Here is a 23,388-nt window from a genome sequence, read left to right as displayed (position 1 = left end):
AAGCAGAAGAAAGCAATGCATGAGAGACAAGGCGGTGCCTGGTCTCTACGATCAACACGCGTTCCGTCCCCCTTTGAAGTGGGGTAGGGGATGACAATCTGTGCTGAGAACGTCAGCAAGAGAAGCAATCGTGCAATTTCGCGGTACCCGCGAGGGTAGTCAGGAGACTACCCGGCATCCCAAGTCACGAGTCTGGAGACTCGCGCCAGATACAGGAAGAAGCCCCTCTCCGTTGGGGTGGGGCTTTCAGCCTCTTTTCCAGAAAACAGCCCAAAAACGACAATGGCCAAAGTCACCTTGACTCAGGACTCGCAACTCAAGACTCAGGACTAAAACTAAGGTTTTTCTATCAACTCGGGGCGGTTGGTGATGACGCCGTCTGCTCCGTTTTGGAAGAGCTGTTGGATGTTTTTGGGGTCATCCTCGGTCCATACGAAGGTCTTGAAGCCTTGATTGTGCAGAGATGTGATAAAAGACTTAGATGCAAAATGGCGGTGAATGTTGATGGCGGCGGCTTCGTGGTACCGGTCCAGGCTGCCGAACTTGAACTCGTGGTCAAAGAAAATAGGCAGAAACGGAATTTTGCCCATCATGAGCTTGTGCGTGGGAATCATGAAATCCATTTGCCAGATGCGCTCCAGAATAGGGTCGTAGAAGGACTGTAGCACGCACCAGTCGGTGGCGTTGTGCGCTTTAAGCACATCCAGGGTTTTCTGTTCCAAGCCTTCGTAATAGTCCTGTTCTCCTTTTTTAAGCTCAATGAGAAGCTTCTTCTTGCCTTTCACCGTCTTGAGTACCTGGGCCAGCGTAGGGATGCGTTCACCGGCGAAGGCAGTGTCTGTCTTGCTGCCCGCGTCTAGTTCTTTGAGTTCTTCTAGGGTGAGTTGGGCCACCTGGCCGGTGCCGTTGGTGGTACGGTCCACAGTGGCATCATGGATCACCACCACCTGACCGTCTTTGCTCAGGTGCACATCAATCTCAATGAAATCAGCGGAGGTTTCCAGCGCTTTCTTCACCGCCGCTAAGGTGTTTTCGGGGGCCAGGTACGAGGCGCCGCGGTGGGCAATGACAGAGATTTTACGGCCGTTCTTTTGCATGAGGCTTACCTTGGCGTTAGGGTCTGAGGAGGTGCAGGAAACAACCACACCCACCAGCGCGGGCAACAGCAGCCAGAGAGAAATTTTCAGGAAACAGGTGAATCTTTCAGTCGTAGAGGCAAGGCCCGCCATGGGTAACGTAACTATTGCTTTGAAAGATAGCGCAGGAAGAAGGTTTTTCGCAAAAGCCGGAAATAGAACGGAAACGGTTACAGGATGTCTACCTGCCGGGTAATGCTTTCCTCTAAAGATATGATGGTCTCGGTGCGCTCCACTCCGCTGATGATCTGGATCTTTTCATTCAGGACTTCGCGCAGGTGCAGGGTGTCACGGCAGATGATCTTGGCAAACATGCTCCACTGGCCGGTGGTGTAGTGCATTTCTACTATTTCGGGTACCTGGCGCATCTGCTCCACGGCCTGCTGGTAGACAGAACCCTTCTCCAGGTAAATGCCAATGAACGCGCAAATGTCAAAGCCCACGGCATTGGGATGAATGACCAGATGAGAGCCTTTGATAACGCCCAGTTCCTCCAGTTTTTTCATGCGCACGTGCACCGTACCTCCAGACACCTGTAATTCTTTGGCTATATCTGTATAAGCCCGCGTGGCATCTTGCATCAGCATGGATAAAATCCTCCGATCAAGATTATCAATTTCAGAAACTTGCGGCATGGTGTAGAGCTCTTTTTACCAAATCAACAACAAAAATAATCATTTTTTACTGATGTACTAAAGTATAAATTTTATCCTTGTAAAATTATCAAAGAAAAGTTGTGTTTGGTATGTTTGTGATAAGTAAAGTGAAAATTTGTTAACACATTCATAAAATTTTATTCATGCCTACAGATCTTATTACAGACCCAGAGGTATCCCTGCAAGCAACGCTCCAACAGGTAAAACGCACCGACATGGTAGACGTTCTCAAAGTGCAGCAGGCTATCATACGGGCAACGCATACGTTTATGTTCAACCGCGGCTTGGTACAGGTCATGCCGCTCATGCTCTCACCCATCACAGATCCGTTAAACCATAGCGTGGTAGACGCCTCCATTGCCTACGCCGGAAGCCGCTGGAGCCTCACCAAATCCATGATTTTTCACAAGCAGCTGGCCCTGTTGAATGAGGAACTGGAGGCCATTTACATTGTGTCACCTAACGTACGCCTGGAGTTTGCGGACCGCGCCTTTACCGGCCGGCATTTGTTTGAGTTCACGCAGATTGACTTCGAGTTCAAAGACAAAGACGGAGCCTATGTGCGGCAGTTCATGGAAGATCTGGTGGAGTATATCTTCTGCGCCATCAATGCGCAATTGCCGCAGATTGTGGCTAAATACAGACCGGATCTATTGCCGGTGTTTGGCAAATTCAAAGTCTATAGAACCGAGGAACTAGAAGCCCAGTACGGAACTGATTATGAACTGATCAAGTCCAAAGAATCATTGACGCCGTTCTGGCTCTTGAACCACCGCCGCGAGTTTTATGACAAGGAAGACTTGAACAAGCCGGGCACTTTCCTGAACTATGACCTCATCTGGCCAGAGGGTTTCGGGGAAGGATTGTCTGGCGCCGAGCGGGAGCATGAGTACCACCAGATTCTAAAACGCATGGAAGAAACGGGCACCAACCAGGAGGTGTTCAAAAACTACCTGGAGGTAGCCAAGGACGGCCTGCCGGTAACCGCCGGTGCCGGGTTTGGCGTGGAGCGCATGGCCCGCTACATCTGCCGCGTACCTGATATCAATGACGTAACGCCTTTCTCCCGTAGACCAGGCCAACCCGCGCTTTTCTAAATTTTGCCTTATTCAACCATGGAGGCGTTTTTAGCTTATTTTCCAGAAAACAAGCCAAAAACGCCTCCAATTTTTTACCTCAGAAAATACGCAGCAGATGTAGCTGGCCAGCGTGGTAGAACCGTAGTATAAGTTTATTGCCAACCACCTTCCCTCATGCCCACCCAAAAGCACTTCATCATAGATTTTGACAGCACCTTCACCAAAGTAGAAGCTTTGGATGTACTGTGTACCATCTGCATCCCAGACCCAGAGCAACGCCAGCAAACGCTAAGAGAAATCCAGCGCCTTACGGACCTGGGCATGGAAGGTGAGATTCCGTTGACCGAGTCTCTGGAACGCCGCCTGGCCTTATTGAAAGCCAACCGTTCGCATCTGGCAGAATTGATAAGACAGCTCCATGGCCAGGTGTCAGAATCCTTCAAGCACAACAAGGCGTTTTTTGACAGGTTCAGGGATGATATTTACATCATCTCCAACGGCTTCAAGGAGTTTATTGTGCCCATTGTGCAGGAGTTAGGCGTGAAGCCCGAGAATGTGTTTGCCAACAGTTTTACCTATGATGCAGACGGCAATATTACCGGTTTTGACCGCGACAATGTCCTGACGCAGAACCAGGGCAAAGGCAAGCAGATTCAATCCCTCAACCTGCCCGGCGAAATCTACGTCATCGGTGACGGCTACACCGACTATGAAATAAAAGGCGCTGGCATTGCCGACAAATTCTATGCCTTCACCGAGAATGTGGAGCGCGAAAGCGTCATGGACAAAGCCGACCACGTGACGCCCAGCCTGGACGAGTTCCTGTACGTGAACAACCTGCCCAGCGCGCTATCCTATCCCAAGAACCGCATCAAGGTCTTGGTGCTGGAAGGCATCCATGACAAAGCCATTCAACTGTTTAAAAACGAAGGCTATCAAGTAGAAGTGGTGAGCGGCGCCCTAGAAGAAGACGAGCTCTGCGAACGCATCCACAACGTGTCCATCCTCTGCATCAGGTCCAAGACGCAGGTGACGGCCAAAGTGCTGGAGAATGCCAGTCGGCTCATGGCCATTGGCGCGTTCTGCATTGGTACCAATCAGATTGATCTGGCCACCTGCACCGAGCGCGGCATCATTGTCTTCAATGCACCTTACAGCAACACCCGAAGCGTAGTGGAGCTGGCCTTGGGCGAGATTCTCTTACTGTCCCGCGGCATTGTCGAGAAGAGCAACAAGCTTCACCAAGGCATTTGGGACAAGTCGGCGGCGGGAGCGCGGGAGATACGCGGCAAGAAACTGGGCATCATCGGCTACGGAAGTATAGGTTCCCAACTTTCTGTGCTGGCCGAGTCTTTGGGAATGGAGGTGTACTTTTATGATATTGTGGACAAGCTGGCACTGGGCAACGCCAAGGTCTGTTACTCGCTGTCAGAGTTGCTGGCCATCTCAGACATTGTGACCTTGCACGTAGACGGCCGTACAGAGAACAAGCATTTGATAGGCGCGCAGGAATTCGAGAAGATGAAGCTTGGCGTGCTGTTTCTTAACCTATCCCGCGGGCACGTGGTGGATTTGGAGGCGCTCACGGCTAACATCCAAAGCGGCAAGATTAAAGGCTGTGCCGTGGACGTGTTCCCTTATGAACCCAAAAACAACGAGGAGCTGTTTCAGTCTGAATTGAGGGGTTTGCCCAACACTTTGCTCACGCCGCACATTGGCGGCAGCACCGAGGAGGCGCAAGAGAACATTGCCCAGTACGTGCCTTCCAAGATGATTGACTACATCAACACGGGCGGCTCTTACAACAGCGTCAACTTCCCTAACCTGCAACTACCCGAACTCAGAAACGCGCACCGCCTCATTCACGTGCACCGAAACGTGCCCGGCATCCTGGCTAAAATCAACAATGTGCTGGCGGCGCACAACATCAACATCCTAGGACAGTACCTCAAAACCAACGAGACCATCGGGTATGTGATCACAGACGTGGACACTAGTTATGACCGCACCATGACCCGTGAACTCAAGCAGATTCCAGACACCATCAAGTCAAGAACGCTGTATTAAGACATAAGACGCAAGATCCAAGACACATGATTTATTGACGTTGTCATCCTGAAAGGATCTCGGTAGCGAACTGCAAAAGCAGCAATTCAGTGCTTTCTTAGCTTGCCACCTAGATCTTTCCAAGATGACAGGAATAGGGGTATAGCCTTACAACGAATAAATGGGAGCGTTTTTGGCATGTTTTCCAGAAAATAGGCTAAAAACGAATCTGGAGATTGTTGCAGAACATCATCTTCAAATTTTCAAATTGCCCAATTCTCAAATCAATAGAATTAGCACACCAGCACATTCCATAATTAGCACATTAATAAAATGGCTTCTATATACTTTACGCCCGGCCCGGCCCAGTTATACCCAACCGTTGAGAAGCACTTGCAAAAGGCACTGGATAGTCAGGCACTGTCGCAGTCGCATAGGAGCCAAGGCTTCAAAGACTTGTACAAGCGGGCAGATGCGGCGCTCAAAGAACTATTCAACTTGCCTGCGAGCTATGCCATTTACTTCACGGGGTCGGCCACGGAGATTTGGGAACGAAGCCTGCAAAGCCTGACGGCCAACTCGTCTTTTCATTTGGTGAACGGTTCTTTCTCTGGTAAATATCTGGAGCATGCGCAATGGTTGGGAAGGAAGGCAGATGCGCATCAGGTGCCATTCGGGCAGGGCTTTGACATAGCGCAAGTGCATATTCCTGGGCAAGCCGAATTGATAGGCATTGCCCAGAACGAAACCAGTTCTGGGGTCTCTACGCCCGTCTCTGATATTCATGCCTTGAAAGCCCGTTACCCAGAACCCTTGCTGTCTGTAGACATGGTGTCTGGGGCGCCGTATGCGCAACTGGATTTTAATTTGGTGGACATGGCGTTCTTTTCGGTGCAGAAAGGCTTCGGCTTGCCAGCGGGATTGGGTGTGTGGCTGGTGAATGAGAAGTGCCTAGCTAAGGCGACCAGCCTGCAAGGGCAGCAGTACACGGGCGGGCATTACAGCATTGCCTCCTTGCACGAATTTTATCAGCAGTTTCAGACGCCGTGTACGCCCAATGTGTTGGCCATATATCTTCTCACGCACGTGGTAGAAGACATGCTGGCCAAAGGCATAGACGTCATTAGAAAAGAGACAGACGCCAAAGCCGACATGGTGTATAGCTTTTTAGAAGAGAGTGAATTATTTCAGCCGTTTGTGCAGGAGCCTGCCCATCGGTCACCTACTGTGTTGGTGGCGGAGGTTAAAAGTAGGCCCGCTTCTGAAGTCATCTCTAAATTGAAAGAGCAAGGTTTGGTGTTGGGCTCGGGGTATGGGAAGTTCAAGGACCAGCACGTACGCATCGCTAATTTCCCGGCAGTTTCTGAGACAGATATGGACCGTTTGGTAAAGGCTATGAGGCTGTTATAAGAAAGTCGTTTTCGGTCTGTTTTCTGGGAAAGAGGCCAAAAACGGTTTATTCTGGCGTACTTCCTTGGATGAATCTCAACTAAAACATATTCGTAGGATAGGGCATGTGTCACTAATTCCATGTTCTACCTATGAAGAAAAGTTTACTTGCTTTAGTCCTTGCCTCCATCTTGGTGGGCCTGGCGCCCGAGGTGTTCGCCGCTGAGGCTACTACAAATCTTAAAAACTGGAACCTGCCTATCTTCAAAAAGAAGAAAACCGCCAAGTTGAGCCGCGCCGCCACAGCGAAGAAGTATAACCCGGTGGTGAAAAGAACCAAGAAAGGCACCAGCAAACCGAAGCGTAACTGGTAAGCAGTTTAGAGTAAACTCATTTCCCCCTTATGCCATTGGGAGACCTTGTTTCTCCTTCCCCCAAAAGAAGAGGCCCGCTCTAGTAACGGGCCTCTTCTTTTTTATCCTCGTTGCTTTCGCCACATCTCATTGAAGGACTTGGGCGCGGCTACCAGAGGCTCACGGCGTTTGCTCCAGGTGTCTTTCTGTACATAGCGCAAAACAAAGTTCTTGACAGACGCCGGCGCCAAGTTCAGCATGGTACGGCTCTTCATGCCGCGTACCCAGAACTTGAAGGCCAGCTTCTCATTCTTGTCCACCAGGCCTTCGTCCACGCTTTGTTTGCGGTTAAGCAGCAATAAATTATGCAGGTTGATTTTTACCGGGCACACACTGGTACAAGCGCCGCACAGCGAACTGGCAAAACTCAGGTGCTTGTTCTCCTCCATGCCCGCCAGGTGCGGCGTGATTACAGAGCCAATAGGGCCGCTGTACGTGGTTTCATAGGTATGACCACCAATGTTCTTGTACACGGGGCACACGTTCAAGCAGGCGCCGCAGCGTATGCAATTCAAAGCCTCGCGCTGTTCTGGTTTGGCCAGCAGGTTGGTACGGCCGTTGTCCAGAAGGATGACGTACATTTCCTCGGGACCGTCTTTCTCAGTGGGCTGGCGCGGGCCGGTTAAGATGGTGTTGTAGATGGTCACGTTCTGTCCGGTGCCGCTGGTGCTGAGCAAGGGCCAGAACAAGTCCAGGTCATGCACAGACGGCAGCATCTTTTCAATGCCCACAATGGCGATGTGCGTCTTCGGGAAGGTGGTAGACAGACGCGCGTTACCTTCGTTCTCTGTTAAGGCAATGCCACCGATGTCTGCCAAAATAAAGTTAGCACCCGTTACGCCCACTTCGGCGCTGGTGTATTTGTCGCGGAGCAACTTGCGGGCGGTGGCTACCAGTTCCTGGGCGTCATCCGTCAAGGGAATGCCCAGTTTCTTAGTGAACAGCTCAGAGATGTCCTTTTTGGACATGTGCATGGCGGGTGTCACAATGTGGTAGGGACGCTGCTCGGCTAGTTGCACAATGTACTCGCCTAAATCAGTCTCTACGGTCTCAATGCCATTCTTCTCCAGAAACTCATTCATGTGAATCTCTTCAGTGATCATGGACTTTGACTTCACCACCGACTTGGCCCGTTTACGCTTCATGATGGCGCCAATCTCACGCAAAGCCTCCTCGGCATTCTGGGCCCAGATGACTTTGCCGCCGCGCTTGGTAAAGTTGTTTTCAAACTCCACCAGGTACTTGTCCAGGTTGTTAATGGTCTGGGTTTTGATGAAGGACGCGCGTTCCCGGGCCAGTTCATGGTGCTCATAGGCCTGCATGCCGTTGTGCACGGCCGCATTGTACTTGCCAATATTGAAACGAATCTTCTGCCGGTGGTCCAGGTCAAACGCTTTGGCCTCTGAGTCCAGCAGAAACTGTTTTAATTTAGTGCTCAAGATGGTTCTCCTCTATAGTGTGCAGGCCAATCCAGATTCAAGCGGATTACCTTTCAGCTGTCTTTGTCTTCGTTTTTGGGCTATTTTCTCAGAAACAGACCAAAAACGGCGGTGCAAGTTCTACTTTTCTTTCTGAAATCAAACCCGCCCACAAAACTAACGACCAATCCTGCAAGAAGATATAGTTTCAATGAAAAAGGAGAGGCGTTTGCCTCTCCTTTTTCATTGAAACAGTCTCGAGTCGCGAGTTATGAGTCGTGAGTCCTGAACTTTGCATTTGTGACTCAAGACTCGCGACTCGCGACTAGAAATAAGCAGAGCTTATTTCTTATTGCTGTCTACTTTGATGCGCTCAGTGCGGTTGGCTAGGTCCCAGGCGGTGTGGAAGACCAAACGGGCAACCTTCTCGGCAGACGGGAAGTTGATTTTGTCTACATCATCCGTAGGCTGGTGGTAGTCATCATGCACGCCATTGAAGTAGAACGCGATGGGAATGCCGTGCTTCGCGAAGTTGTAATGGTCAGAACGGTAGTAGAAACGGTTCTTGTCATTCGGGTCGTTGAAGGTGTAGTCCAGATCCAGGTTGGAGTAGGTCTTGTTGGCGTTCTCAGAGATGGCGTGCAGCTCAGAAGAAAGCTTGTCAGAACCAATCACGTAGATGTAGTCCGGCTTGCCCTCGTGCTCTTTGTCGTGGCGCCCGATCATGTCAATGTTCAAATCCGCCACGGTGCTGGTCAACGGGAAGATAGGATGGTCTGTGTAGTACTCAGAACCCAGTAGGCCTTTCTCCTCGCCGGTCACGTTCAGGAACAGGATGCTGCGGCGCGGGCCTTGGCCGTTCTTTTTGGCTTGGGCAAAGGCTTGGGCCAGTTCCATAACAGCTACGGTGCCAGAACCATCGTCATTGGCGCCGTTGTACACAACGCCGTCTTTGATGCCTTCGTGGTCATAGTGTGAGCTAATCACGATCAGTTCGTCTTTCAGGTCAGAGCCTTCCAGGTACGCCATCACGTTCTCTGTTGGCAGCGGCTGGCGCTTGCGCTCAGTTTTGATTTTTACCGAAGTAGAAGGCTTGAACGTACCAGCCACAGGTTTGCCGGCTTTGGCCACGTTCGTGCCGTAAGCGGTCAGGTCAGTAGTTTTGGCGTTCAACAGGGCAGAGGCCATGCTAGGAGACACCATCATTAAGGTAGCGCGCGGCTGGGAAGCGGTAGAGCCAAACCCAATAGACGGACGCGACAAAGCGTTGGCGTAACGGCCGGTCATCTGCTGGAATTCTGCGTCTGTGGCTCCCGTCACTATCATCACGGCTTTTGCGCCTTTTTTAGTGGCAGCGGCAGTTTTGGTACGTGGGTCCTGGCTCCAGGTGCCCATTTTATCGGTGCCACTGATCATATAAGTGCCATCGGCTTTCTTCGGCTCGCCGGCTAAAACCACTACTACTTTACCCGTTACGTCCAGGTTGGTGTAGTCTGAGTAAGCAGGATCATCAATGCCATAACCCGCAAACACTACTTGAACGGCTTCCTCTGCTTGGAACGGTGATGCACCCGACACGAAGAAGTCTTTGCCCATGGCGAATTTCTTGCCACTCACGGTTACGTAGCCTTCGCCCCAGGAGCTTTCTTCCAGGTCAAAGGTTTGATAGTAAGGATTGGAGCCAGATTTTACAGGTCCTGGCAAGCCATTGGCTCGGTAGAAGTTTGAGATGTATTCGGCGGCCATTTTCTGCCCACGACGACCAGTCTCACGGCCTTCCAGAGAGTCTGAGGCCAATACGCGCAGGTATTTTTCTAGGTCTGCCGCGGTGATGGTGCTGGCGTACTTGGTAGGGTCTGCGGCGATGGCGCCTACCGCCTTAGCGGCCGTGCTCACCGCATCTGAGCCAGATGCAGCCGGGGTCTGGGACGTAGAACACGCCGAAAGAAACGCGGCGGCCATGCCCAGGGTATACAAATGCTTTTTCATGTACTGGGGTTTGTTTGTTGTTTTGGTGTCTAATGATAGGCAATCTACAGGCTAAAACCAAGTTTAAGCCGTTTTTGGCCTGTTTTCTGAGTTTAGACTGAAAACTGGTGTTAAGGTTTAAACGCTCTCTGATTTATAAATCAACACCGTGGCATACGCGGCTACGCCTTCTTTCTTGCCTACAAACCCCAACTGCTCCGTGGTGGTGGCTTTGATGGAAATGTAGTCCTCTGGTAGGCCCATCACTTCGGCCAGGCAGGTTTTCATGCCCGGGATGTGCGGGTTTACTTTGGGTTCTTGCAGGCAGATAGTGGAGTCAATGTTGCCCACTTCATAGCCTTTTTCTCTCAGCAAAAGCATCACTTCACGCAGAAGAATCTTGCTGTCAATGCCTTTGTATTTAGGGTCCTTGTCTGAGAAGTGATAGCCAATGTCCCGTAGGTTGGCCGCGCCCAGCAAGGCATCACAAATCACATGGATGAGGACGTCTGCGTCTGAATGGCCCAAAGCGCCGTGCGTGTGCGGGATTTTGATGCCGCCCAGCCAAAAGTCCAGTCCTTCCTGTAATTGGTGCACGTCGTAGCCGAAGCCGGTTCTTATATGAAAACTCATGTTGATAGTTAGATGGTGGACACAAGACGCAAGATATAAGATACAAGACAGAGATGCGTCAAAGATGTTTGGTTCTCCCTTTCAAGATGACAAAAGAGGGAGAGTTAAGACTTGATAGGTTTAGGAGCTTTTTTTGAGAACTCCTTGAGTAGTTTCTTGAATTCTTCCTCTGGTATATGTGTGAATCTTTTAGGAAAACCTCTCTTTAATATTTGATTTGCCGATGTTCCACAGAGCTCCATGTTTAAAGTTTGTGCTACCTTAAACATGGAATCTACTTTAGCACTGTTTCTCTTTACTAAGTAGTCAGAAGGAAGTGAGTCTATGCGAAAAGATTTGTCTCCATTCCTAAAATCATAAGAAAAATTCAAAAAGGGTCTAGCCCTTTTGTTGCTTAATCCTATATAGGTGTCAACTTCTTTGACTACTTCAACTTCCCCTTCTTGGCTTTTGTAAAATATTGTCTTGGTGAAGTTATTCGCATTTTCAGAATAATAATCAGCAATGTAGAATACAAGCAGATTATCCCTGTTGGCTAACTTCTTCTTAATAGTTTGCGGATCATTGGAAGAGTAAGGCAAATAACTAAAGGAAGAATCTAGATTTAGGTTATTCCCAATAGGTAGTAACCCCACATCCTTCCTTACAGGATTCTTCATGATAGACGCTTCTTTCTTCTTGTCCTTCTCTTGACAAGAGATGTTTAGAAGTAAAAGCAAAACAATAAAAAGAGTCCTCATTCCGAAAAGCTAGATATATCAACTAAAATAAAGAAAAACTTACTCATGAATCTAGTCCGTTTTCGGGCTGTTTTCATCAAAACAGCCCGAAAACGGAATTAACCTTATTCCTCTGCCATAGCTTCTTCCAACTCTGACAAGGTGGCGGCGCTGGGAGCGGCTTTGTAGATGAGGGTAGAGCAGTTCTCGGGTCTCAGTACTTCCTGGGCTTGTTGGTAGAGGTCTTCGGCGGTGACGGACTGGACACGGCTGGCTTCTTCGTTGACGTAGTTGGGGTTGCCCATCAGTTTGCCGTAGGCCAGGTTCATGGCGCGGTTCAGGAGTTCAATCTCAGAGAAGACAATGGAGGTCTCAGCTTTGTTTTTGACTTTCTGCAACTCGTCTTCGGCTACGTGCTGGGCGCGCACCTGCGCTACAATCTCCTCTACGGCGGCATTGGCCTGGTGCGGGTCTACGCCCACGTTCAACTTGCCTTGGATGAGGAGCAAGCCCGGTTCCAAGGAGCCCGTTACAAACGCCCCGATGGAGTTGAATAACTTCTGCTCTTTCACCAACTCATTGTACAACCTAGACGAATTGCCGTTGCCCAGAATGTCGCTGAGTAAATCGGCGGCATGGTAATGGGGGCTGGTGCGGCCAGGCATGTGGTAGGCTTTGTAAAGCGCGGTCAAGGGCACATCGGCTTCCATCTCTAACAAGCGGGCCTCGGTTTGGCGCGGCTCCAGGGGCAAGTTGCGTTCATACTTCACGCCGCCCGGTATCGGTCCGAACCATTTTTCCGTCAACTCCTTAGCGCGCTCAAAAGTGATGTTGCCCGCCACTACCAGAATGGCATTGGCCGGAGAGTAGTGCTTCTTGAAGAAGGCGCGCACGTCATCCATCACGGCATTCTCAATATGGCTGATTTCTTTGCCGATGGTCGCCCATTTGTATGGGTGGTGCTGGTAAGCCAATGGCCGTAATTTCAACCAGATGTCGCCGTATGGTTGGTTTAAGTAGTTTTGCTTGAATTCCTCTACCACCACTTTGCGCTGTACCTCCAGACCGTTCTCACTGAAGGCCAAGTCTAGCATGCGGTCAGACTCCAGCCAGAAGCCGGTTTCAATGTTCTGCGCGGGAACGGTCAGGTAATAGTTGGTGATGTCTGGGCTGGTGAAGGCGTTGTTCTCGCCGCCGGCTTGTTGCAGAGGCTCGTCATAGCTGGGAATGTTCACAGAGCCACTAAACATGAGGTGCTCAAACAAGTGCGCAAACCCGGTGTGAGTTTCCACTTCGTCCCGGGAACCCACGTTGTATAACACATTTAAAACCGCCAGCGGCGTGGTTGGGTCCTCGTGCACCAGGCACTGAAGGCCGTTATCTAAGGTAAATTCTTTGAATTGAATCATAGGGATGCTCTTTTAGGCAAAAGCCAATAAGTAGTAACGGACCCGTGCCAAGGGCGTTGCCAATGCGCCGGTTTCGTTTTTGGCCTAATTCTGGAAACGAGCCCAGAAACAGTAAAAGTAAAAATAAGATCAGGAATATTTCCGTGTGACTGGGATTGCCTTAAATTTACACGTTCAGAATGTTGTAATCCGCCATGAATTTCAATAGAAAAGACTATACCGACGATGATTTACTGATGTTGTACCGCGGCATCCTCAAACCAAGAATGATTGAGGAGAAGATGCTGATTCTGCTTCGTCAGGGAAAAGTGAGCAAGTGGTTCTCAGGAATCGGGCAAGAGGCCATTTCGGTTGGCTCTACTTTGGCCCTGGAGCCAGATGAGTACATTCTGCCTTTGCACCGCAATTTGGGCGTGTTCACTTGCCGCCAGATTCCATTAGATAGATTGTTTGCGCAGTTCCAAGGCAAGCGTACCGGTTTCACCAAAGGCCGCGACCGTTCTTTCCACTTCGGGACCAATGAACACCATATTGTAGGCATGATTTCGCATCTGGGGCCGCAGTTAGCGGTGGCCGATGGTATTGCCCTGGCAGACCTGCTGGACAAGCGCGAGAAAGTGACCGTGGTGTACAGCGGGGACGGCGGCGCCAGCGAAGGAGACTTTCATGAGGCCTTGAACGTGGCCGCCGTATGGGGTTTGCCGGTCATCTTTATTATTGAGAACAACGGCTATGGACTGTCTACGCCCAGCAATGAGCAGTTCAAATGCCAATACTTTATTGACAAAGGCCCGGCCTACGGCATGGACGCCCTGCAGATAGACGGCAACAACGTGCTGGAAGTCTATGACACCGTGCGCCAGGCCGCCTATAGCATCCGTAAGAATCCGCGCCCAATGCTCATTGAGGCGATGACCTTCAGGATGCGTGGGCATGAGGAAGCTTCTGGGACTAAATACGTGCCGCAGGAACTGTTTGAGCGCTGGGCGAAGAAAGACCCGGTAGAGAACTTCGAGAAGTACCTGCTGGATGAAAAGGTATTGACGCCTAAGTCACTGGCCGCGGTTAGAGAAGAAATCAGAGCTGAGATTGAGCAAGGCCTAGAAACGGCCTTCAACACCCCAATGCCGGTGGCTGACCCTAAGGAAGAACTAGCGGATATGTATGCGCCGTTCATTCAGACGGTAATGACGCCCAAGGACAGCGCCCGCACCGAGAAACGTTTTGTAGACGCTATCTCAGATGGTTTAAAGCAAAGCTTAGAGCGTTATCCAGAGTTGGTGGTAATGGGTCAGGACATCGCTGAATATGGCGGGGTCTTCAAAGTGACCGAGGGCTTCGTGGAGAAGTTCGGGAAGGAGCGCATACGTAACACGCCTTTGTGCGAGAGTGCTATTCTAGGTGTAGGTTTGGGAATGTCCATCAAGAAGAAAAAGTCGGTGGTAGAGATGCAGTTTGCGGACTTTGTGACCTCGGGCTTTAACCAAGTGGTGAACAACCTGGCTAAGACGCATTACCGCTGGGGTCAGAACGCCGATGTGGTGGTGCGCATGCCTACGGGTGCCGGTGCCGCCGCTGGTCCGTTCCACTCACAGAGCAATGAGGCCTGGTTCTTCCATACGCCAGGCTTGAAGATTGTCTACCCAAGTACGCCGTATGATGCCAAAGGCTTGCTCAACGCGGCCATTGAAGACCCGAATCCGGTTATGTACTTTGAGCACAAGATGCTGTACCGCTCACTCACAGAATCTATTCCAGATGATTACTACACCGTAGAAATCGGTCGCGCCAGATTGGCCCAAGAAGGAACCGACTTGTCCATCATTACTTACGGCATGGGCGTGCATTGGGCGAAGCAGTTGCTAGCCACCATGCCAGACGCCAGCGTAGACGTCTTGGATTTGCGTACCCTGTTACCTTGGGACAAAGAAGCCGTGCGCCAAACCGTAGCCAAAACCGGCCGGGTGCTGGTTTTGCATGAAGACACCATCACCGGTGGCATTGGCGCTGAGATTGCCGCCTGGATTTCTGAGCACTGCTTTGAGCAGTTGGACGGACCGGTAGTGCGCGTGGGTGGGCTAGATACCGCTATTCCGTTTGCGCCGCCGTTAGAGCAGGAATTCTTGCCTATTAAGCGCCTGCGAGAGAAAGTAGAGCATCTGCTTAGCTTTTAACCTTTCCGTTTTTGGCCTGTTTTCTGTAAAACAGGCCAAAAACGGGGGCGGCTATCCGTGTGCTCCCAGAATTACGTATACTCTTTGATTGTGCCGTTATGAATCTAAAAAACAGATTGTGGATGTTCCTGCTACTGGCGGGGATTGTGTTGAGTAGCTGTAGTTCTGGAAAGATTCCCTGCCCAGATGTTTCTGGCAAGAAAAGCCTGAATCCTTTGAGCATGTTCAAAAAAAATGAACCTACCCCAGAAGACCAGGCCAAGGAGGGAACGGACATAGGCGGGCGCAACATGGAGTTTGGGGCCAAGGATGGTTTGCTCAAGAAGAAGAAGGTAAAGCTGCCGGGTACCAAGAAAAAGAAGAAGATCGTGACCAAGCTGGGCAAAGGGCCCGGCCGTAAATAATAATACCCATGCCCATGAAACAATCTTTACACGTATTGCTTTTTACATTGGTGCTGGGGGTTTTGTTGCTCTTTACTACGTCAGTGAATGCGCAAGTGGAGCACAAGAGCCGCAACAAGCAACGCCAGGAACTGCGCAAGGGCCTGCGCGAAGCCCAGAAGGTAGAGTCTGAGTACCGTGAGTCTCACTTAGACGTGAGTAACCATGTGTTTAAAGAAGGGCAGAGTTCGCGCAAGCGGGCTAAGAAGAAACAGGCCCGTGACCGCATGGAAATCAAGGAGGACGGCACTGCTGCCAAGCCAGAGGCTTCGGCCAAAAAGCGCAAGAAGCAAAAGAAATAAAAGGTTGAACCCCAAATAGAGTGAGATAGAGCGTATGGAATGGCATTCATTGTCCAGTGCAGAGCAACTGGAGCAGATAAAAGAAGAATCAAAAAATCAGCCGGTGGTTATTTTCAAGCATAGCACCACGTGTTCCATTAGTGCCACGGCCAAAAGTCGTCTGGAGCGCCAGTGGCAAGACAGCGGCCTGGAGCAGGTGAAACCCTACTACCTGGATCTGTTGAGCTACCGGCCCATCTCTAACCAGATAGCAGAACAGTTCAGCGTGCGCCATGAGTCGCCGCAGTTGTTGTTGATCAAAGACGGCAAGGTACAGTACCATGGCTCTCACTTAGGGATTAATTTACAGGAAGTTAAGAAACATTCAGCGTAAGCAATATCTTCGTTTTTGGCCCGTTTTCCAGAAAAGAGGCCAAAAACGGAAGTTCCTCCGCCCCGGCAGAAAAGGCTGGTGGAAGGAGCCTGAACAGGTGTGGTTTCTGGGGTTTCAAGATGCTCTTGACGGGCGTCTTTTTCAGTTTTGTTTTATCTAAACATTGTCTTTGCCTGTGCGCAAACAACTACTCCTTCTGCTTGTGTGTTTCTGTCTTCCGGTGGGCTGGGCTCTGGCCCAAAACGTAGAGGAAGAAGAGACCTATACCCGTGAGTTTACTTACGGCATCAACTTCAACTCCAATGGCGGGCTTATTGGCGGCGCCATGATCAAATCTGCCTACCACCTAAGCGGAGAATGGTACCACTTCTGGGCTGTTGAAGTGGTGGAGGTAAAGCACCCCAAAGAGGACCGCTGGCAGAACCCCATCACCGGGGCCTCTTACGTCTATGGCAAGAGCAATTATTTATTTGCCATCCGGCCCGAGTACGGTAGAGAATACACCTTCTTTAGAAAAGCCGCAGAGTCTGGCGTACAGGTGAACGGGATAGTGGCGGCCGGGCCGTCCATTGGCCTGCTGGCGCCCTACTACATAGACTATGACCGCAGCCAGTATGATGCCAACAGGAGGCTGACAGGTCCTGTGGTAGTACAGTCAGAGCACTATGATCCAGAAATCCACAAGGAAGAATGGCGCATCCTGGGCGGCTCTGGCGTGTTCAAGGGTCTGGCAGAACCTAATTTCAGGGTGGGCGCGCATGTGAAGGCGGGGGTGAGCTTTGAATACGGCCGCTACATGGAAAGCGTGACCGGCATAGAAGTAGGCGTGATGCATGAGGCCTATACCAGCAAGGTTCCCATCATTCCGGAGGCCGAACAGCGCAGCCAGTTCACATCTGTGTACCTTACTTTATATTACGGGCGCCGCCATTGAACAAATCCAACGGCCAAGCTGTTTTTTGTCTATCCGCTCCACGCTTAGTACCTTTGCCTCATGGATCAATTGATTGCATTGCCCGTTATACAACCGGCAGAAGCTCAGACAAAAAACCGCAAGCCAGACTGGCTTCGTGTAAAGCTGCCCGTGGGCAAGGAATACGCGAAAGTACGCCAGCTGGTAGATACCTATAAGCTGCATACCATCTGTGAAAGCGGCAACTGCCCCAACATGGGCGAGTGCTGGGGAGCCGGCACGGCCACGTTCATGATCTTGGGCAATGTGTGCACCCGTTCCTGCTCTTTCTGTGCCGTGGCCACGGGTCGTCCCAACGAGTATGACCTGGATGAGCCGCGCCGCGTAGCCGAAGCCATTCAATTGATGGGCGTAAAGCATGCCGTGATCACCTCTGTGAACCGTGACGAGTTGAAAGACCGTGGGGCTAGTGTGTGGCATGAGACCATTGTGCAGATTAAGAAACTTTCGCCGGAGACCACCATTGAAACCCTTATTCCAGACGTGAAAGCCAACTGGGAGGCCTTGGAGATGATGATTTCTGCCGGTCAGGAAGTAGTGTCGCATAACGTAGAGACGGTGCAAAGCCTGTACCGCCGCGTGCGCCCGCAGGCCAAGTATGAGAGAAGCATTGAGCAGCTGCGCCGCATCAAGGAATATGGCAAGCGTTCTAAGACTGGCATCATGCTGGGCTTAGGAGAGACGCAGGAAGAAGTGTACCAGGCCATGGATGACCTGGCCGCCGTTGGATTGGATATCCTTACCCTTGGCCAGTACCTGCAGCCCACCAAGATGCACTTAGAAGTAGCCGAGTTCATCCACCCAGACCTGTTTGCGCATTACAAAGAGGAAGGTTTGCGCCGCGGCATCAAATATGTAGAATCTGGCCCGTTGGTACGTTCTTCTTACCACGCAGAGCGCCACGTGCACGTATAGCATTTATTAAAACAAAATTCTTTTCTAAAGCCCCGCAACCTTGCGGGGCTTTTTTCGTTTAGGGCACTTGTGCTTTTCAAAGCTTTTGTGTCTGTTCTTTCCTAAAACCTCTCCATTTTTAATGATTCTGGATTTTGCATAAAACTCATATAGTGGTTTTGTGTATGTACTTGTGCGTGTATGAGAGTAGGTGCAATTTAGAAGAGGAAGGGCACTGCGGGGTTAGTGAATATTACAGAATTAATATATAACATATTGATAATTTAATTATTTGTTTCATTAAAACAATAGAAAGGTAGGGATGAGAGGTTGAGTGCCAAGAAGTAGGTTTTTCTAATCAATGGAAGGGGTTTTATGGGATTTGCATCTTTTTGATACCTCGAAACTTTTGATTAGGCAGAGAGTACACGTAAGAGATCATATTATAATATGACTATATACGGTTAAGTTTATTTTGATAATAGTTTAGTTGGTCGCATGAAGAAAATTTTACACTTAATAGCAGCACTGTTTGCTATTTCAACTTCCATGAATGCTCAAACCCAAAACGCCCCAGGACTTGGGGCGGCACAGGAGTTTGCAGTGTTGGCCAGTGGTTCTGTGGTAAACACGGGTAGTACACTGGTGTATGCAGATTTGGGAACTTCACCGGGCAATGTTATTCTGGGCTTCCCTCCCGGGATTGTGCTGGGCGAGATTAGACCAGGCGGCGTAGAGCCAACGGCTGCTCAGGCAGATGCGCGCAAGGCGTATGACTTCCTGGCCACCCTGCCTGCCACCAGTAACATGACTGGGCAGCAGCTGGGCAAGGGGTTTGACAGAACCCCAGAGTCTGTGGCTGGTACTGTGTTAGGGCCTGGTGTCTATCGTTTTGACGGCAACGCCCGCCTCAAAGGCCAGTTGCGCTTTGACGGCAAGGGAAATCCCAACAGCGTGTTCGTGATTCAGGTAAACGGTGACCTTATTGTAGATGAGGGCTCCGTTATCTCTGTGCAGAACGGCGCGCAGCCCAAGAACATCTTCTTTAGGGTAACGGGCAACGTGGTGGTGGGTAACCAAGGTTTGATTGGTACTTCCTCTGCCTTAAAAGGCAACGTGCTGGTGCAGAATAACATCACGCTGAGCAACGGTACCACCCATGAGGGGCGTCTTTTGTCTTTGGGTGGCAATGTGGTGTTGAACAACAATACCATCTTCCTGCCGCTTATTGTAGAGACAGACTTGGCCATCACCAAAACCGCAGACAGATCTGAGGTAGCCGTAGGGGATACCATTACCTATACTATTACCGTCAGAAACCAGGGACCAGATGATGCCACCGGCGTACAGGTGATTGAGACCCTGCCGTCAACCTTGGCGTTTATTGACTACACTTCCTTCCGGGACAACGTGCCCGCCAACTTTGCCTATAATGCTACTACCAGCACCTTCACCATTGGCAACTTAGCTTTTGGAGAGACTGCTACCATTAAACTAAGAGTGCGCGTTTTGGCCTCTGGTAACCTGGTGAACAAAGTGCGCGTGGTGGGCAACGAGCCCGACCCAGACAAAGACGATGATGAGGATGAAGTGCCCGTAGTGGTGCCTGGAGTTGTCACCGACTTGCAAACGATCAAAACCGTGGACAAGACCCGCGCCAACGTGGGCGATGCCTTGACCTATACTGTGACGGCCCGCAACAACGGACCTAACGCCGCCACCGGCGTCATAATCAGAGATGTGCTGCCTACTGGCCAGCTTAACATCACTGGCCAATCGTCTACCAACGGTACCTCGCTTGATATTAACAGCGGCGTCTGGACCATTGGCAACCTGGCTGTGGGACAGTCTGTGACCTTGACCATCAATGCCGTAATCACGGGTACTGGTACCATTGTCAACACGGCTATTATCAGAGGCAACCAGGCAGACCAGTCACCGGCCAACAATACCTCTACGGTGGTGACCGTGGTAACCCCGGGCGCCGGACCTGGTAACCTGGCTGACTTACAGGTTCAGAAAACCGTGAACAAGACTCGCGCCAACGTAGGCGATGCCCTTGTCTATACTGTAACTGCCCGTAACGCAGGACCAAATGCCGCCACTGGAGTAACGGTACGTGATGTGTTGCCGCTTTCTCAGATTGATCTGGTAGGAAATGTGTCTGTGTCGCAAGGCACGTACAACGCCACCACCGGTGTCTGGACCATCGGGAACTTAGCTGTGGGACAAACAGTGGAGCTTACCGTTAACAGCACCATCAAAACTAACGGTACTATCGTCAACACGGCCACTATTACAGGAGACCAGGTAGATGAACGCCCAGAAAGCAACACGTCTACAGTTATCACTGTAGTTGGTGCCGGCCCAGAAGTGCCCACCGTCTTCACAGACCTGCAGGTAGTGAAAACGGTAGACAAGACCCGCGCCAATGTGGGTGATGCCTTGGTATATGAAGTGACCGTTCGTAACAGCGGCCCTAACAATGCTACGGGTGTGTTTGTGGTAGACATCCTGCCAACAAGCCAGCTAGACCTGGTAGGCACTCCGTCTACTACTGTAGGTTCTTACAACATGACCACAGGGGTTTGGACTATAGGAGCCCTGGCCAACGGACAGACCGCTACTTTTAGAGTGAACGCCACCATTAAGGCTACTGGTACCATTGTCAACACTGCAATTGTGCGGGGCAATGAAGCAGACCAACAGCCTGTCAACAATACATCCACTGTGATTACCATTGTAGGTGACACGCCTGCTCCTGGTGCCTCCACAGACCTGGAAGTGCTTAAAACGGTGAACAGAACCCGCGCCAGCGTAGGTGATGCCTTGACCTATACTGTGACGGCCCGCAACAACGGACCTAACGCCGCCACCGGCGTTATCATCAGAGATGTGCTGCCATTGGCGCAGATCACGGTGGTGGGCACCATCACGCCCTCTCAGGGTACTTACAATGCCACTACCGGCGTCTGGACCATTGGTAACTTAACCGCAGGGCAGTCAGTGTCCTTGACCGTGAACTCCACTATCAAGACCACTGGCACCATTGTTAACACAGCTACTATTTCTGGCAACGAGCCTGACCTGCAACCCGCCAACAACACCGCTACCGTAGTAACCGTGGTAGGTGATGGCACCGGCTTGCCAACAGAGTCTGCTGACCTGCAAGTAGTGAAAACGGTAGACAAGACCCGCGCCAACGTAGGCGATGCGCTTGTGTACACCATTACTGCTCGCAACCTGGGGCCAAGCAGCGCCACCGGCGTGAGAATAGTAGACGTCTTGCCAGTAGGATCTCTAGAAATTGGCAACATTACGGTGTCAAGAGGAACCTTTAATGCCACTACAGGCATCTGGACCATTGGCAACCTGGGAGTAGGACAGTTCGAAACCATGACGGTGAACTCCACCATTAAAACCACTGGCACTATCATCAACACGGCCACCATTACCGGCGAGCAGGTAGATGAGCGTCCAGAGAGCAACACCTCTACGGTTATCACAGTAGTAGGAGGCGGAACGACCAACCCAACCGAAGCTACAGATCTTGAAGTGGTGAAAACCGTTGACAAGACCCGCGCCAACGTAGGAGATGCCTTGCGCTATGCAGTGACCATCAAGAACAACGGACCAAGCAACGCCACCGGCGTATTAGTGGTAGATGTGCTGCCATTGGGTCAGTTGAGCCTGGTAGGCACGCCTTCTGTGAGCAAAGGTACCTATGACAGAACCAGCGGCGTTTGGACCGTGGGCAACCTTGCCAGCGGCGAGACGGCCAACTTCATAGTGAATGCTACCATTACCACAGCTGGTACTATTGTCAACACGGCCACTATCAGAGGCAATGAGGCAGACCAGGTACCAGGTAACAACAGCTCAACCGTGATTACGGTGGTAAGCACCACGCCTGGTGCCGGAGTTGCCAACCTGGCCATCAACAAGTCAGTGGACAAAGCCGAAGTGACCCTGGGAGAGCAAGTTGTGTTTACCCTGCGTGCCACTAATGCTGGTCCTAGTGCCGCCACGGGCGTAAAAGTGACAGACGTACTGCCAGCAGGCTTCACGTTTGTAAGCGCCGCCCCTGCTGCTGAGTACAATGCCACTACCGGTATCTGGACTATTGGCAACCTGGCCGCTGGTGCATCAGCCAGAGAGTTGAAAATCACAGCTACTACCACCATGGTGGGCAGACTGAAAAACGTGGCCGTGATTGCCGGAGATCAGCCTGATCCAGATGATGACGATGACAAGGACGATGCCGAGGTCTGTGTGCGCCCAACCGCGCCTATTGTACCAAATGCTACCGTTTGCGTGGGTAACAGTGCCACCTTCAGTATTACGCCAATTGCGGGTGTTGCCAACTTTGAGGTGGCGGGCTTGCCAGCCGGCATTACCAGAGTAGCAGGCGGTGGAAACACCATTACCTTGCAAGTTGCCGGAACAGTGGCGCCAGGAGTGTACAATATCTCCTTTGTAGCCCTAAACCCTAACAACAGCTGCTCTAACAGTGTGCCTTCTACTGCTACTATAACCGTAGGTGCCAAACCAGCCGTGCCAGGACAGATCACTGCTTCCAGCGCAACGCTTTGCTCTGCTGTAGCCATTAGATACAGCGTGACCCCGGTGGCCGGAGCAACCGGGTATGTATGGACAGTGCCAGCAGGTTGGGTAATTCAAGGCAACGCGACCGGCCCAGAGATTGAAGTGATTCCGTCTACTACTGCCGGGGAGGTAACTGTGAAAGCGACCAACGGTTGCGGTACCAGTGATGCTTCTAAGTTAACGGTAACGCCAGGTACTACGCCGGCCACGCCAGTGATTGTGAACAACAGTACGCCGTGTGCCAGCTTCTTATTCTCCATCCAGAATGTAGTGGCCAATCAGGAGTATATCTGGACGGCACCAGCCGGCTTTAGCTTCACCAAAGTGGTGACCGCCAATGATCCAGTGACTACCACTACCAAAGGTACTTCGGTGCAGTTGTTCCCAATACCAGGTGCTGCTAAAGGAACCACGCTATCTGTGACCATCAATGCCGGTGGAGCCTGCGGTTCTGCTACTGGCACGCTGGAGATAGACCCTAGCGCTTTGGATAACTCCATCGAGATTCCTAACGTGTTCACGCCAAACGGAGACGGCATCAATGACTTCTGGGTAATCAAAAACATTGAGAAATACCCAGACAATGACCTGGCCATCTACAACCGTTGGGGTAATGAGGTGTTCAAGACCCGTGGCTACAAAAACACCTGGCAGGCGGCAGGTCTGGAGGAAGCTACTTACTTCTATGTGCTTCGCGTGAGAGGCTGTGATGGCAAAGATGAAGTGTACAGAGGTCCAGTACAGGTAGTTCGCTAAGC

General features: G+C 51.0%; 18 protein-coding genes. 11 read left to right on the top strand and 7 right to left on the bottom strand.

The annotated features are described in order from the left end of the window. Positions 1 to 335 precede the first annotated feature (335 nt). Both GU926_RS10550 and GU926_RS10545 read right to left on the bottom strand, forming a co-directional pair. Positions 336 to 1,229, bottom strand: coding sequence for a glycerophosphodiester phosphodiesterase (locus GU926_RS10550; protein ID WP_160691619.1), 894 nt, complete (start codon positions 1,227 to 1,229; stop codon positions 336 to 338). A gap of 77 nt (positions 1,230 to 1,306) precedes the next feature. Next, positions 1,307 to 1,771: an Lrp/AsnC ligand binding domain-containing protein gene (locus GU926_RS10545; protein ID WP_160691617.1), complete on the bottom strand. Its 465-nt coding sequence runs from the start codon at positions 1,769 to 1,771 to the stop codon at positions 1,307 to 1,309. A 164-nt stretch (positions 1,772 to 1,935) separates the two neighbouring features. Here GU926_RS10545 and GU926_RS10540 point away from each other — a divergent pair, with 164 nt between their 5' ends. The 4 genes from GU926_RS10540 (at position 1,936) to GU926_RS10525 (ending at position 6,680) form a co-directional block, all read left to right on the top strand. After that, on the top strand, positions 1,936 to 2,889 hold the full coding sequence (locus tag GU926_RS10540; protein WP_160691615.1) for an asparagine synthetase A: 954 nt from the start codon (positions 1,936 to 1,938) through the stop codon (positions 2,887 to 2,889). Positions 2,890 to 3,045: 156 nt separating this feature from the next. After that, complete coding sequence (serA, locus tag GU926_RS10535; protein ID WP_160691613.1) at positions 3,046 to 4,938, top strand: phosphoglycerate dehydrogenase; 1,893 nt, start codon at positions 3,046 to 3,048, stop codon at positions 4,936 to 4,938. A gap of 312 nt (positions 4,939 to 5,250) precedes the next feature. Next, positions 5,251 to 6,327, top strand: a complete 1,077-nt coding sequence (locus GU926_RS10530) for an aminotransferase class V-fold PLP-dependent enzyme (RefSeq protein WP_160691611.1) — start codon at positions 5,251 to 5,253, stop codon at positions 6,325 to 6,327. Positions 6,328 to 6,458: 131 nt separating this feature from the next. After that, positions 6,459 to 6,680, top strand: coding sequence for a hypothetical protein (locus GU926_RS10525; protein ID WP_160691609.1), 222 nt, complete (start codon positions 6,459 to 6,461; stop codon positions 6,678 to 6,680). Between the two features lie 101 nt (positions 6,681 to 6,781). On the opposite strand, the gene GU926_RS10520 is transcribed toward GU926_RS10525, so the two are convergent. From GU926_RS10520 to GU926_RS10500, 5 genes are all read right to left on the bottom strand, one after another. Beyond that, a complete protein-coding gene (locus tag GU926_RS10520; RefSeq protein ID WP_160691607.1) occupies positions 6,782 to 8,158 on the bottom strand; it encodes a LutB/LldF family L-lactate oxidation iron-sulfur protein in 1,377 nt (458 codons plus the stop codon). A 321-nt stretch (positions 8,159 to 8,479) separates the two neighbouring features. Continuing rightward, complete coding sequence (locus GU926_RS10515) at positions 8,480 to 10,126, bottom strand: M28 family peptidase (protein WP_160691604.1); 1,647 nt, start codon at positions 10,124 to 10,126, stop codon at positions 8,480 to 8,482. A gap of 117 nt (positions 10,127 to 10,243) precedes the next feature. Continuing rightward, positions 10,244 to 10,738 (bottom strand): 2-C-methyl-D-erythritol 2,4-cyclodiphosphate synthase, encoded by a 495-nt coding sequence (gene ispF / locus GU926_RS10510; protein WP_160691602.1) that lies wholly within the window; start codon positions 10,736 to 10,738, stop codon positions 10,244 to 10,246. 104 nt (positions 10,739 to 10,842) lie between these two features. Continuing rightward, a complete protein-coding gene (locus GU926_RS10505) occupies positions 10,843 to 11,397 on the bottom strand; it encodes a hypothetical protein (protein ID WP_160691600.1) in 555 nt (184 codons plus the stop codon). 185 nt (positions 11,398 to 11,582) lie between these two features. Further along, positions 11,583 to 12,866: a M16 family metallopeptidase gene (locus tag GU926_RS10500; protein WP_160691598.1), complete on the bottom strand. Its 1,284-nt coding sequence runs from the start codon at positions 12,864 to 12,866 to the stop codon at positions 11,583 to 11,585. A gap of 194 nt (positions 12,867 to 13,060) precedes the next feature. On the opposite strand from GU926_RS10500, the gene GU926_RS10495 reads away from it, so the two are divergent. From GU926_RS10495 to GU926_RS10465, 7 genes are all read left to right on the top strand, one after another. Beyond that, positions 13,061 to 15,040, top strand: a complete 1,980-nt coding sequence (locus GU926_RS10495) for an alpha-ketoacid dehydrogenase subunit alpha/beta (protein WP_160691596.1) — start codon at positions 13,061 to 13,063, stop codon at positions 15,038 to 15,040. Between the two features lie 122 nt (positions 15,041 to 15,162). Then, positions 15,163 to 15,444, top strand: a complete 282-nt coding sequence (locus GU926_RS10490) for a hypothetical protein (protein ID WP_160691594.1) — start codon at positions 15,163 to 15,165, stop codon at positions 15,442 to 15,444. Between the two features lie 14 nt (positions 15,445 to 15,458). After that, positions 15,459 to 15,785: a hypothetical protein gene (locus GU926_RS10485; protein WP_160691592.1), complete on the top strand. Its 327-nt coding sequence runs from the start codon at positions 15,459 to 15,461 to the stop codon at positions 15,783 to 15,785. Positions 15,786 to 15,819: 34 nt separating this feature from the next. Further along, positions 15,820 to 16,158: a bacillithiol system redox-active protein YtxJ gene (ytxJ, locus tag GU926_RS10480; RefSeq protein ID WP_160691590.1), complete on the top strand. Its 339-nt coding sequence runs from the start codon at positions 15,820 to 15,822 to the stop codon at positions 16,156 to 16,158. Between the two features lie 202 nt (positions 16,159 to 16,360). Beyond that, complete coding sequence (locus GU926_RS10475; protein ID WP_160691588.1) at positions 16,361 to 17,092, top strand: hypothetical protein; 732 nt, start codon at positions 16,361 to 16,363, stop codon at positions 17,090 to 17,092. Between the two features lie 69 nt (positions 17,093 to 17,161). After that, on the top strand, positions 17,162 to 18,046 hold the full coding sequence (gene lipA, locus GU926_RS10470; RefSeq protein ID WP_160694727.1) for a lipoyl synthase: 885 nt from the start codon (positions 17,162 to 17,164) through the stop codon (positions 18,044 to 18,046). Between the two features lie 477 nt (positions 18,047 to 18,523). Then, a complete protein-coding gene (locus GU926_RS10465; protein WP_160691586.1) occupies positions 18,524 to 23,386 on the top strand; it encodes an ice-binding family protein in 4,863 nt (1,620 codons plus the stop codon). The last annotated feature ends 2 nt before the right edge of the window (positions 23,387 to 23,388 follow it).

The sequence above is a fragment of the Nibribacter ruber genome, assembly GCF_009913235.1.
In the GTDB taxonomy this organism is placed as follows: Bacteria; Bacteroidota; Bacteroidia; order Cytophagales; family Hymenobacteraceae; genus Nibribacter; species Nibribacter ruber.
This window is presented reverse-complemented; position numbering and strand designations above follow the sequence as displayed.